The organism is Bacteroides rodentium JCM 16496, assembly GCF_000614125.1.
Classification (GTDB): Bacteria; Bacteroidota; Bacteroidia; order Bacteroidales; family Bacteroidaceae; genus Bacteroides; species Bacteroides rodentium.
On sequence record NZ_BAKJ01000068.1, the window covers coordinates 1 to 13590 of the forward strand.

Below are 13590 nucleotides of genomic sequence, written 5' to 3' on the forward strand. Positions count from 1 at the left end.
AACCACAGAAATTCCAAGAAAAGCACTACCTTTGTATCCAGCAAGCGTTCTGTAACATCCATGCGGAAATTCCCTATCATTCAACACGTTGTATCTGATAGCGGACATTCCACAAAAGGGCTGAAAAGAGGCGGTACAACACATATATGCAAAACAATGAAATACAACGGTTTGCATTTGTCCCTACATTCTGTGTACTTGTAAAAACAGAGGTTGTACCGATTAAAATGAATTGTCACTGATAATCAGTAATGTAAATATGCTGCATCGAAATAGCAAAATTTAAACCGCTTATTATCAGCTGATTACAAAATACACCTTGGAAAATTCAATAATAATAAAATCAACAACCATATAGCTAATAATCAGCATTTTATATACATAAAGAAACCTAAAATACCGTATTAAATTTTATAATTTTGTCCCCAGTTTGTCCTCTAAAAGTCAGACTGGGGACAAAATTATGTCCCTCAAACAAAAATCAAAAACAATAGTAATAACTCCTTGAAGCAGAATACAGATATGGCAAAGAAAGCGATAACCAAGAAAGAGCTCGTTAAACTTAGAGAAAAGAAGCTGACAAATGGGAAACATTAGCCTGTGCCTTAACATTTATCGTAATGGAAAAAGACCAAGGAATATTTAAAACTGTACCTTAGAGCCTGTTTAAATTTTACACTACCGACTATCCCTATAACAAAAAGATCACCTATCCATCCAATCCTCCTGTGAGTCATTAAGTTTAACTAGTTTATTTACATGATTACTAACGACAAGCATCGTATGATTTGCCTGATTTATCGTTCCTTCATACTTTTCAATATGTGGGAGCCCCTTTTCTCGAAGGAACTTGTAATCTTTGAATTCGTTAGGAGCTGTTAGAATTTTAGCCTTCCAAAAATCAGTCACAAAATGATTAATAATAGGTTTTATCTCTTCACCCAAGATTTGAATCAATTGTTTCTCCAACATAGGCAAAAGTGCAATTAGAAGTGAGAATGCATAATCTGCCTCACTCTGATAAGCTGTCATCAGATAAGCACAAATATAGACAACATAGTTATCATTCATGTCCAACTTTTTAATTTCCGCTATATAGTCTTTATCATACGAAGGTCTATCAAACACAGATTTCACAAGTTCAAATTTTTCAGAATTATTCACCGGATGATAATTGTCCAATACCTTCTTAATGAGTTTCAAACCACTATCATCTCCACGAAGATTCTGACCAAGCGACGCCATTAGAAGAGGCACTATACGAAACTCAACAAACTCAAAGTCTGCATTTTCTTTATGCAGTTCAGGGTGATTCTCATAACTAATGCGCTGCGCTTCACATGTATGATTAATTACAAAAAGTATGGCATCTTTATCATTATCCTCAATAAAATATGGTAATAACAGGAAGAGTAGATAATGAATCTCGCGAACTTCGCCTCTTTTCTTGCATGCGTCCAGTGTTCTATGCGCCCATTCACGAGCCAAATCCCTTAAGCCGACCATTTTACACAGCTGACACATCTGATAACTGGATGTATAGATACGGTCTTCGCTATATAGATCATCAAATGAACTTAAGTCATTTTCAGTGAACATCCCATGACGAGGAATCGCTTGATCTTTAGGCATAGGTTTGTTATCCAAATCACACTGATACTTTATTATTAGACACCCTAATAAACAGATAAAACTCTTGGCAAATTTTTCTTTGCCATCTTGAAGGTCATTCGTGACAAAACGCACACATTCTGATAGTTTTTCAACAGCTTTCTGTCTATTGCCCGCACACCAATATGTATATGACAACTCTCCTATGCACTGATAGTATTCATATATATCTATACGATGTTTAACATCAGAAACATATTGTAGTGCCTCTTCAAGTTCTTTTACTGCCGCATTAATATTAGTCTCAGCCAGAACGTATGCCATCATCTGCTTAACATGCAACATAATATTGGGAATCAACTCGGTATCTGCAATCGAAAGTGACCTTTTAAAGTAATCAAGAGCATGACCATGTACTTCAGCAACATCTCGGAAGTAGCTATTCCCCATTGAACCATTCAAAATCAACTGCGCAAATGGCAATTCCTCATACTTAGAATACTTGCTTTCATATAGCGACCGAGCTTCTTCATAACGGTGTTCAGAGTTAAAAATCTCCATAATTGCAAAAACACAAGCGATAGCAAGTTCTGAACAGCGCTTAAGTTCTGCTTTTGCCAAAATTCTGAATAATATTTCCACACGATCATTAACGGGTTCACCCACTAAATGATACCTCCAAAGTCGTTCTATTGCAAGATAACAACACTCGCAAATTACATAGTCGTTATGTGAGTATTCAACATCATCTGCCTTGAATACATCAAGCCAGTTAATGAAAGCTTGCTCATTAGACAAAAGCAGAAGGAAAAACCAAATGTTATTATCAAAAACAGGTTTTACATCTCCAATAGTCTTTAATAGTTTGTTGTCATCACCTTTACTTTCCAGGTATCGATGATAATGTGACAACCCACCCTCAATGTCACCTTCCATCCAGCAAATCATTGTAATCATGCTACTATAGAACGGTATTTTTTCTGCATCAGTACATTTAGAGACATTGTCTTTTAAATCCTTTATCAAGAATGATCGTTGAGTTGCACTCAGATCTTTGATAAGTGCAATTTGAAGATAACGTACTCCTATCTTGACATCAATAGACATTCCCTCGGGTAAAGGGACATCCATCCATAATTTACAAAGGAGGCTTCCATGTGGCAATTCTCCAATATCATCCAATTTCATTAAGATTGTAATGTACATTCTTCCAGCATTGTCATCTGCACCACCTCTAATACTGTATAGGATATAATTCAATACATCATGTTCTCCAAGTACTTTTTTCTTAGTCAAAATACCTTCTGCCAATACTAAATTGGCATCTTTGAAAGTCTGTTCTGACACATCGGGCTTCCATAATTTACTGATAAGTGGGTTCGTTTTAAAACAATTATCTAAAGACATTACCCATGTAGGAATCAATCCATTTAAGCGCATTCTTGGCTCTTCAATAGATGGAGTAATTTCGGCTAATTTGCAGGCATCTTCTTCCGTGAAACTTCCATTCACTATCAGCAAACGATTTAGCAATGCACGATCTGTTGTATCTGGTAACAATGTCCGCATTAATTCAGCCATTGTTCTACTCAGATTATAGTCAAAACTATAAGCTAAAAGATTGGAAAAATGTTTTTCATCTAATTGCCAATGATTAGCTTTCAAATATTCGCAAAGTGTTCGCACAAGAGCAGGATGTCCACAACTATGTGCATAAATGAACATATGTGGGTTCTGCTCTGGTCCATACGTATCAACAAGTTCTTTGGTTTCAGTTAGTGTTAATAAAGGTACTTCAATCTGAAAAACTCTTCTATCATCAAGCCCTGATAAATTTAGATTTAATGCTCCGGAGCTAACCAACACACTTTCACCTCCCTTTCCTTCCTGTAGCAGTATTTTTACCTTATTTTCCAAATCCGTCTGCAGAACAGAATCATATATGGCAGTCTTTGGCCTGTGCTGATGTATTTGTGCTGCTAAAGTCGACTTTCCTATTTTCAAAGAACCAAAAATCACGAGTATTTTACCATCATTCAATGCATTAAGGCAACGATTCAACAAAGCTGTACGTTCTATGATATTATCGCTCTGAATTACAGGAAGCAACGGCTCCTGCTGAATTAAATCTACATTAACGTCTCTTAATGTAAGGCCGTTCATCACTTGTTTCAAATCTTGAGGAATAGCGGTCGTATCATTTAATTTAGAACTTAAATTTATGGAAAAAACATCTTGAGGCGTGTTCTCCAAATCAACATAAGGATACTTAGCCCAACCTTCTTCAAACCATGTATGCGCATTTACAAAACACTTACAAGTTGTCGGGTCGTATTGTCCTAAAAGGACCGAAGAACGCACACCTTGTTCATTGCGCAGAACACCCGCTTGTAAAGAATAGATATAATGAACTTTCTGTAGAACTTGGTCATGTTCGTGACCAGCCAGCCATAGGCGAACTCCATTATGTTGCAGCATCGTCGAGAGTACTTTCTTCTCTCCTTGCAGAAACGAAGTAACCGGATAATGGCTAAGCAATATAGTAGGCTTATTCTTATTAAGCGTATGTATTGCATCATATAATAACTTTGTACCAACGAACAAGTCGTTATGTTCCTGTCCGCTGGTGTATGCTAAGTTGGTATCTACATGCAGAATATTGAAATGCTCTGTCTCTATATTAAAATGCGGCATTTTCGGATTGCCATATAATTTCAGTCGGTCTGCGTCGTATATTTTGCTAAGAAAAGAAAGAAAATCTTTCTCTCCTGTCATAATGACCGACAGGTCTTCTGGCTCTATAATGCCATTATCCGGGTGATAGTATCCTTTGCCATCATAGAATACTTTCCTGATAACATCATGACGACCATCAACATCTCTATCCACATCATGATTACCAGGAACTATATACAATCTATCTACTGACGTTTGAACAGCTTCGCATATTGAAATCAAATATGCTGCCATATCATCAGTAAATAAATGGGGATTTACATTCGCTGTTCGGATATCACCCGTACAGAATACATAATCACATTTTACTCCCAGCCTTTTCAAGTAGATAGGTAATTCATCGCGCATTATGTTCGTTATGGTACCTCCACTCCCTAAATGCAAATCAGATATATGCAGCCAATTAACCATAATTGTCGTTGTTATTTAGTTCTTTGTTATTTTTTTCATATTCGTAATACCCTTGGATTGTGTGATAGAAAAGGTTCTTTCCACTTCATACCCCCTCTATTTCACCCAACATTATCCCATTCTTACCATCCCTGCCAACTGTACAAAATAATCATTTGACCAAATATCAAGTTCCTTTGGATTGCGTACGAAAGGCAATACATCTTCTTTCACTTGTTTTATATCAGCTGTAGAGAGACGCTCAATGAGTTTCTCTTTGAATAACTCTGGAGTAATATCCTCATTGTTAAACTGCTTGCATCGTTCTGCCAAATGAGTAAAATCTAACGGAACATTATGGCGTACATACCATTCAAAATCGTACCAATCACGACCTTTGACTCTATTCTTCCACACACGATAGACCAGTGCGTGCATCTTGCCTGCAAACAAGTCTGGAAGTGTAAAACAACGGGACATAAATGAATGTGGCTGAAGCAATAGCTTTTGTTCCGTCTTGAAGTTCAACGGTGGACAAGTATCTACTTCAATCTTTATCTTTATTGACTTTTCTGTTTGGAAAGTCACATCATACACATCGGTATTATCTTTAAGAAATGCCGATTCGACTTTTCCGAAATTCTTCTTATCTTTTTTCTTTATTTCAACCTCACGACCTACCATTGTAAAGGCGTCAATGATAGCAGGGAAATATTTCGTAAAATTGAACTTATCATCTTGCATAAGCAGTGAGAAATCCATATCCTCACTGAAACGCTGCAAGCCATGAAAGATTCTCAAGCAAGTTCCGCCATAGAACGCAGCTGACTCAAAGAAGCCTCCAGCATACAGGCCTGCAAGTATCATTTGTTGGTTAACTTCAAATATGGCGTTTCTCTTATGTTGCTCCGTTGTTAAATCATAAAGGGAGAGCATATTGTCGAATATTTCATTTTTCATCGCCTTAAGAATTTTAAAAGTGTCGAAATTGAATCAGCCTTTTTACCCACATGAATATAATCTTCAAATATGGTTGCATCCATCTTATAGAACTCATCCATATCCATACGAATATCCTGCTCAAAATATATCTCTACATCCTTCATATAACGAAGAATGACTTTTGAGGAATTGGCAATCAAATCGCACAAAGCCTTTTCCGGTGATGCAATAAGAAATGCATAGTCACCTTTATTCATACTTCTTACTCCTATCGAAAATGCCTTTCTTGAAATATATTTGTAGTCATAACTGCCGACTGGAGTTTGAAAGCTTCGGGGATGTTTTACTGTCATCGATTGATGAACATATACAGCCTCGGGGATAAGTCCATAATATCGTAGTGCAGTAGACATTGAAATATATGAAGGTGTATAGAGATGATTGGCTATCAACTCACTTGATAGAGCCTTTCCAGAATACTCGGGGTTGATCACATAAAGTCCTCGCTTCAATCTGATGATAACCCCTTGTTTTTCGAGCCAGGTTACTTTCTTATTAGCAGACTTAAGTTCCGGATATAACGATTCAATGATTGAAGTCGTTACTGGAATGGTTCCTATTTCACTTAATTTTCTATCCATACTGCAAATATAGCAATTATTTGAACAATAAAAGAAATAATACTTCTTTTTCTATTCAGAATATTACTATCAAGCTATCTTAAGAAATAGATATAGTCATACGCAACATTCATAATCTTCGAAGTATTGCCTGCCAAAAAAAGAAAAGGCTCTGTATCTTTTGGTAGGCAAATAGTTTGGTTTAGAATTTTGATAGATATACAATAAACAAGACTAAACTTCTATACATAAGAGGTGACGAAAGAAAAGAGGTACAAAGAGCAAATACACCGCTTCAAATCATGAGAGACACGAGGGACAAAGGAGATTTGACAGGCTCCTTAACCACGTATTTCAAAAATGAAAATGTATTAGTGTTTTCTTTGCAAATTGTCTCTATTTTTTTGTCCCCCGTTTGTCCCCCAGTATGAAAAACCTCCAAATGCATATCTGATTATCAATATGTTACGATTTTATAATACATATTGCATTGGTGAGTGGATTAACGTATTAATAATCATATGGTTATATAATAGCAACTTGTAATTTTCTGATAGAAAATAACTTATATAGATATAAAATAAACTGTTTTGAGAACCATATTTTCTCTTTTTAGCTTATGTTTTCCACATTTTTGTCCCCAGTTTGTCCCCTATAGTGGCATCGGGGGACAAAATTATGTCCCCCGATGTATTTTTGAGATTTTCTCTATAAAATCTGTCAAAATCATAAATATTTGATGTCTGAATAATATTTTTTATTTCTCAGTCTCGAACATATTTAATTTTTATAACACTGATAAACAGATATATACATTAAAAAATATCCGGAACGGAAATTACGACAGATGATATTCTATTATAAAAACAAATAACATTTTATTGAAATATTTGTCTTTACTCTTATATATTAGCATCTACGGCTTCAAGTTTAAAGAAATTGACCTTTGATGCACTAACAAAATATTTCAGTATTGCCTTATGACTTATTATTTTGTGGTTGAAGGCTATATCTATTCAAATAAGAACATAGACAATTTTTCTTACAATTATTCAATATACAGATATGCAAACATATTATTGACATATAAATGAAGTCATAAAAAATAAGATATTGTAGCGTTCTTGGGTTATTTTCTTGTATGATTTCTGCTAAAGAAAATATTAAGCAGTCCAGACCAACTTTCCTATACAACGAAGTAAGTCTGTCAATGATACTTTCATACGAGCATGTTACTGACATAAAATTGTGTTGCACAATTTTCGTTTCTATCGGAATAGCCATTTGTATCTTTTAGGGTTGGATTTACCTTGTTGGAGATTACGATTGCAGAATTACAGAAGCTAGGCGAAAGCGAAGACCATATAGAATTTAAGGAGGCAAAGCATAATTACACGTTTGCCGGAGGAAAACATGTTGATCTGAAAGACAGGCGGCGGTGTGTATTGGGGTGTATTGTCGCCTTGGCGAATGAAAAGGGTGGACGATTGGTATTAGGAATGGTATATGCTCCATGCGGTTGTCGGTTCGGATTTTGCAGAAAACGAAGTGGGAGAACTCACAGATGAAATCTACGAAAGATTAGGAATAAGGATAGAAGCTACCGAACTTTACGAAGACGGTGCGTGTGCTTGTACTATCTGTTCCATCTCGTCCCGTAGGTAGGTTGTTGAGATTTGAGGGAGTACCTCTTATGCGTACAGGGGAAAGCCTGCGGGCAATGTCCGATGCCGATATTTTCAGGATATTGTCTGAACAGGAATCGGATTTTTCAGCCAAGATATGCGAAGGGCTTACTATAGAGGATTTGGATAAGGAGGCCATAGCGGAAATGAAAACCCAATATGCGCGAAAGCAGGAAAATCCGTTGTTTCAAAACTATCCCGACGAACAAGTGCTGTCTGATTTGGATTTGTTGAAGGACGGGAAATAGAATTATGCGGCACTTATTCTGCTTGGGAAATCCGAAGCCATACGGAAATATCTCCCTCAGAACAATATCGTTGTAGAGTTCAGGATGTATCACTCGATGATACAATATACCGCTTGCAAAGAATTTCAGTTGCTGTTATTCATAACGATTGACAAGGTATGGGATTACATCAACCAGCCTGCCAGCAATCCGCTTCTGTATTACAATGACGGCTCTTATATATTCGATATACCATCTTTCAACAAAGAGGTAATCGGAGAGGCGATATTGAATGTTTGCTGCCACCGCTCAATGTTGATTCAGAGCGATGTCGTCATCAAGCAATATCCCGATAGTATAACCATTACCAATGCTGGTGGTTTTCCGTCCGGAGTGGATATGAACAACATTTTGACAGTGAACAGTGTTCCGCGCAGTAAACTGATGAGCGAGGTATTGCAGAAGACAGGATTGGTGGAGCGTTCCGGTCAAGGAGTGGAAAAAATGTTCTACAACTGTATTATGGAAGGGGAAGCACTGCCTGACTATTCAGGAACAGACTCGTATTAGGTAAGTCTCACATTCAATGCTCCTATACTTGATACGGCTTTTGTTATTTTCATCAGGAAGGTACAAGACAATAGATCTGCCGCCGAGCAACTTAATGTCTTTGAATTGCTGGCTTTGCACAAAATAGCAATGAGGGATTATGAGGGACTTGAAGAAAAGACTTTAAGGAAATTATCGGAAGAAAAACTTATCGTTTACGAAAACGGCTCTTATCGTTTGTCCGAGGAATATCGGAATGAGTTTGCTGAAAGACTGAAGGGCTTGAGCATGACTCACCTTAAGTTGGTTTCAGACTGTTTTTATAAAAATGGTTATATAAATCGTTCTCTTCTCAAAAAGGTATTTCAAGACATGTTGTCCGAAAAACAAATTAGAGGCTTGATTTCAAAGATGGAAAATGCAGGGATTATACAGAAAGATGGTGCAGGCAAATATACCCGTTGTGTAAAAGCACCGGATTTTCCATCGATTGTCTAGGGCCGCAAGAATCAATTTTAGGGCCGTAAGATTTCAACTGTCTGTTTATTAGCTTATTTGATTAGGGCCGCAAAAGTCGATTTTACGTCCACAAAGATTTCCGACAATAGACTGAAAAATATGAAAAATCCTTGTAATAATTTGGTGGTTATCGCAGGGATTTGATTTTTTAGCACTCCTAATCAAAAGATTTAGATAAGCGGAGCCTTATGATCTACTTTCCATACAATGAGGAAATGTGTAGTTATACTGATACATGGATGGGTGAACTATATGAAAACGAGTATCCATTGGTTTCTAAAGGGTATGGTCAGGAATGATCAATTTGAAAACTCATAAACTTCTGAATTCGAAGCCCGAATATGGCAGTTTGTATTTGCAAGCCAAGGTATGTGATAGTGGGACCTATTTCTTACTTGACAAAGACAAAAAGACAATATGTAAAATTGCAGATTATGTTCCTAACAGTTTAATTCCAGAGGTAGATGGTTGTGGCGATTATATTCGTCTTAGAATCAATGAGGATGACATGATAAATTGGTTTGAAGAACCGGATTTTTTTGACTTTATGGAAGACTCTGAGGTTGTTGAGAAAATCGATGTGCACATTAAAGAAGAAATCTATACTGTATACCAAAGTCGAGTTCACTTATAACCAGCTTATGGCAAAATTGTTTCGATTGCCTAAATTCATACAGATGGAAATAGGAAAGGCGTTGATAGCAAATGCTTCGGAAGAATTTGAAAAGGAAGAGTAAGAACATCCTTCTTGAGTTACATAGTTTATAGTAATGAACCCTGCTAAATTATATCTTCACTGATATAATATCTATATTCATATAGACTCAGTTTCTTGTTTTGTTATGCGTTATGTGGAGTTTATTTACTAATTTTGCACTGATTTAGAAATAACATAAAACTAACAATGCAGAGAATTTGGATGGGCATACTATCAATCACCACAATTTAGGGTAATAAACGCTCGGAATGTGTGTTGAATGTTCATGTCTCCGGTATTGAATCTCGTATTGTAAATACTTTCCAGCGAACATAATAAAGTACATTTTACTATACTTTGATCTAGAATAGAGACTGAATGGCTGGAGAGTCTTTAGCAAACTTTTCAACTATTTTGTTTTATACCCATTTATGGCAGTTACTTTTGTGATACTTCTCTGTCATTTCCGTTTGATGGGTGATTGATAACTTGATTATTAACGTGCAGTGATGCACATAAATTGAGAAGAAATAAATTATAAATTTGATGGCAGCAAGGTGTTCTTTACATCTGATACCCACTTTTATCACGGAAATAGACACTGTCTGGAATTTTGTGTAAATGGAAACAGGATTCACTTGTAAGTTCTCTTATATCTGGATTCTGTTTTCAAATATAAGCATAAATTGGTTCATAATTTGAATCCCGTATTTTCCATTTACACAAAATATTCTATAGTGCCGAATTATACAATTTATTAGTGCTTCTCGTATAGCATCATGAGCAGGTGTTTCTTCTTGTTGTATACCATCTTTTATCATAATAGGATGTGGTAAAACCTGTATCAATCTATTATATACTTTTATATAGAAATGATAGAGGTTTGCTTCCCATAGATACGGTGTGTCCACCTTACATTAGAATCTCTGTGGTGATTAGCATCAGCAAACATACGTCTTATTTTTGCTTCTGTACATAGATAGTTATCTTCATGGTTTCTTCTGTAGGTATACTTACCTTTTCCTTGTTGTGATCCAAGATTTTTAAATGATTGATATTGCCTAAGGTTATAAAAAAATAATAGAATAGGTATTAGTTTGTGATATTTGTAGAAATGATGCAAATAGATTAATCTTATTTGTGGATATGGATATTTAGTTATATATTTGTGGAAAAACAAATTGTATGATAGCAGAAATTAGATTTAAGAACATGTTCTCATTTAGAGACGAGGCTATATTAAGTTTTGAAGCTGATAGAAGTAAGGATATGGAATCATATCATGTTGTTGAATTGGGTGGGGGTGTGAGACTATTGAAAGTGGCTGTTATTTATGGAGCAAATGCTTCGGGTAAGAGTAATATTATTAAGGTTTGTGATTTTATCAAGTCATTCATTACTTATACTCCACTTAATAAGGCAGAACAAATTCAAGTAGTCCCGTTTCTCCTGAATAAAACAAGTTCAAAGCAGTTATCTGAATATTCGATTTCGTTCTATTTGAAGAATGAGGAGAAAGCTGTTTGTTATGTCTATTCAGTAGCTTTAGATAGATGGCACGTAGCAAAGGAAAGTTTAATTTATTATCCAAGTCAACAGCCTGCTACTATATTTGAAAGAAATACTGAGAATAACGTATCTGTTATTAAATTTGGACAGAAAATCAAGATGTCGCAAGCTGTCAAAGAGGAAATAACATTGAAGTGTTTGCATAATATGTCAGTTTTTGCTGCCTATATGCAGGTGAATACACATATTGTAGAACTAGAGACGGTTCTTCAGTATCTAACCAATCAGGTTATGCCGGCTATTGTACCTGCATCATCTTTAAGTCGTTATGCCGAAGAATCAATCAAGAATGAGTCAGCAAAAGATTATATTTTGAGATATCTGCAGGAAGCAGATTTTAATATTTCAAATATTACTTCCAAAGAACAGGAAACGCATAAGGGGCCGATTAATTATACTATGTATCAGCATAAAGTTTCATCTGATTATGGTAACAATGATTATTATGAGTTTCCGGAACTGTTTGAATCGGACGGTACTATTCGTACATTTGGCTTGGCTGCTCAAGTACAAAAGATTCTTGAAAGAGATGCTTTTCTCGCAGTTGACGAGATTGAATCTTCTCTTCATCCGAAATTGATAGAATACATCATTGAACGTTTTCTAAAAGAATCAGAACAGGCACAGTTGTTGCTCACTACGCATTATGATGGACTGTTAGGAGAGGAAGATTTGCTTAGAAAAGATAATGTTTGGTTTACTGAAAAGAATCTGGATGGTTCAAGTGTACTGTATCCTCTGACAGATTTCAAGGGATTGAATAGGATCAGTTCTCTCCAAAAGGCATATAAGTTCGGTAAATTCGGTGCAGTTCCTAATCTATAATCGTGTATTTTTATGAGAAAAGCAAGAAAAAATACAGTGACCAGACAGGTTATTCATATCGTCGGTGAGGGTTTGACTGAATTATTCTATTTCAGTCATTTGAAAAAAATACTTGGTTATAGATACTCTATTTCTCCTCGTTTATTTGAAAACAATAGTATTGAGAAAATAGAAAAGAAAATAAAGGAACTTCTGGATGAAGATGTCTTTGTAATATGTGTTTTTGATGCTGATGTTAGCAGGCGTTCTGATGCAGAGAATAAAAAAATGGTATCGTTCAAAAAGAAATATGAAAATAATGCTAATGTGATTCTTTGTGATAGCTTACAGTCAATAGAATATTGGTTTTTACTACATTTTGAAGATACATGTCGACATTTCCAAGATTCAGCAGCAACAGAAAGAGCATTAAAGCAATATCTGCCAACATATGATAAAACTCGGAAATACCTTGAGAAGGATAAATGGGTTAAAGAAATGCTTGTAGCTCAAAAATGGATAAAGCATGTGAATTGGCCGAAAAATATAAAGGTAGAGATTCTTATAGCGAGATTTATAAGGCGATTAAAAAAGTTAGTGAATCGTTGCAATAAATATAAATTGATGAAAAAAGATTTATATGTTGTTTTGGGAATCATAATTAGTGGAATTGCTATCGCATTTATCATTAATACGATGTTGACATATGGTAATGTTATTAAAACAAGCCTTTCGAATGATTATTGGTTAAATTTTTGGGGAAGTTATAGTAGTGGAATTTTTGCTGTTGTAGTAGGTTATCTTGCTATTATTTATAGTAATAGAAATAGTGAGAAAGCTATTCTACAACAAGAAAAAACTGTTAATTCGTCAACAAAATATCAAAAAGTTGGATGATTATAATAACTGTCTAAAAAATAATTTGGCTTTACTTAATATAGTAGATGTTATGGGAATTACTGTTGGTCTTGACCATCAGAATATATCATTATCTAAATCAGAAATATGTCAAATTAAAGGTCGAATCTATGCAACAGATTTGCAGTATAGATATGTGTTTGAAGTTGATGTACAACGCCAGAAAACAAATTTAGAAAAGACGGGTCGGCCGCAAAATCTTGTGGGGTATCTTAGAAGTTGCTATCTTTGTGGCAAAAACTTATGACTACTTATGATACCCTTTTAACCCTAGCCCGTTTGATTCTTCCTACTTACTTTCTTGACTGTTTTGACATAGTTAA

At 35.4% G+C, this 13590-nt stretch carries 9 protein-coding genes and 3 pseudogenes; 9 read left to right on the forward strand and 3 right to left on the reverse strand.

Annotated features, from left to right (window positions below; genetic code table 11):
- Positions 1 to 705: 705 nt before the first annotated feature.
- The 3 genes from JCM16496_RS19235 to JCM16496_RS19245 all read right to left on the reverse strand — a co-directional run bounded on the left by JCM16496_RS19235 (position 706) and on the right by JCM16496_RS19245 (position 6320).
- Positions 706 to 4758 carry a metallophosphoesterase family protein gene (locus JCM16496_RS19235; protein ID WP_025836216.1) on the reverse strand — a complete coding sequence of 1351 codons (4053 nt, stop codon included), beginning with the start codon at positions 4756 to 4758 and terminating at the stop codon, positions 706 to 708.
- Positions 4759 to 4869: 111 nt separating this feature from the next.
- Complete coding sequence (locus tag JCM16496_RS19240) at positions 4870 to 5697, reverse strand: nucleotidyl transferase AbiEii/AbiGii toxin family protein (protein ID WP_007844359.1); 828 nt, start codon at positions 5695 to 5697, stop codon at positions 4870 to 4872.
- Positions 5694 to 6320 carry a type IV toxin-antitoxin system AbiEi family antitoxin domain-containing protein gene (locus JCM16496_RS19245; RefSeq protein WP_007844358.1) on the reverse strand — a complete coding sequence of 209 codons (627 nt, stop codon included), beginning with the start codon at positions 6318 to 6320 and terminating at the stop codon, positions 5694 to 5696. Before JCM16496_RS19245 ends, JCM16496_RS19240 begins: the two co-directional genes overlap by 4 nt.
- 1485 nt (positions 6321 to 7805) lie before the next feature.
- Between JCM16496_RS19245 and JCM16496_RS22780 the strand changes: the two genes are divergently transcribed.
- The 9 genes and pseudogenes from JCM16496_RS22780 to JCM16496_RS25110 form a co-directional block, all read left to right on the forward strand.
- The gene (locus JCM16496_RS22780) at positions 7806 to 7964 is read left to right on the forward strand and encodes a hypothetical protein (RefSeq protein ID WP_008674690.1); all 159 of its coding nucleotides are present in this window, start codon (positions 7806 to 7808) and stop codon (positions 7962 to 7964) included.
- Between the two features lie 28 nt (positions 7965 to 7992).
- On the forward strand, positions 7993 to 8232 hold the full coding sequence (locus tag JCM16496_RS19255) for a DUF8451 domain-containing protein (RefSeq protein ID WP_128809741.1): 240 nt from the start codon (positions 7993 to 7995) through the stop codon (positions 8230 to 8232).
- 129 nt (positions 8233 to 8361) lie between these two features.
- Positions 8362 to 8781: an ATP-binding protein gene (locus JCM16496_RS19260; protein ID WP_244440501.1), complete on the forward strand. Its 420-nt coding sequence runs from the start codon at positions 8362 to 8364 to the stop codon at positions 8779 to 8781.
- Positions 8782 to 8910: 129 nt separating this feature from the next.
- Entirely contained in the window at positions 8911 to 9258 is a 348-nt protein-coding gene (locus tag JCM16496_RS19265; RefSeq protein ID WP_009291738.1) for a hypothetical protein, read from the forward strand.
- A 316-nt stretch (positions 9259 to 9574) separates the two neighbouring features.
- Positions 9575 to 9913 (forward strand): hypothetical protein, encoded by a 339-nt coding sequence (locus JCM16496_RS24360; protein ID WP_007855935.1) that lies wholly within the window; start codon positions 9575 to 9577, stop codon positions 9911 to 9913.
- 593 nt (positions 9914 to 10506) lie between these two features.
- A pseudogene (locus JCM16496_RS25100) lies at positions 10507 to 10593 on the forward strand (metallophosphatase); the annotation flags it as partial.
- Between the two features lie 568 nt (positions 10594 to 11161).
- Positions 11162 to 12370 (forward strand): AAA family ATPase, encoded by a 1209-nt coding sequence (locus JCM16496_RS19290; RefSeq protein ID WP_008622603.1) that lies wholly within the window; start codon positions 11162 to 11164, stop codon positions 12368 to 12370.
- 12 nt (positions 12371 to 12382) lie between these two features.
- Positions 12383 to 12963 (forward strand): annotated as a pseudogene (locus tag JCM16496_RS25105) (RloB family protein).
- A 10-nt stretch (positions 12964 to 12973) separates the two neighbouring features.
- Positions 12974 to 13451: pseudogene (locus tag JCM16496_RS25110) on the forward strand (hypothetical protein); the annotation flags it as partial.
- Positions 13452 to 13590 lie beyond the last annotated feature (139 nt).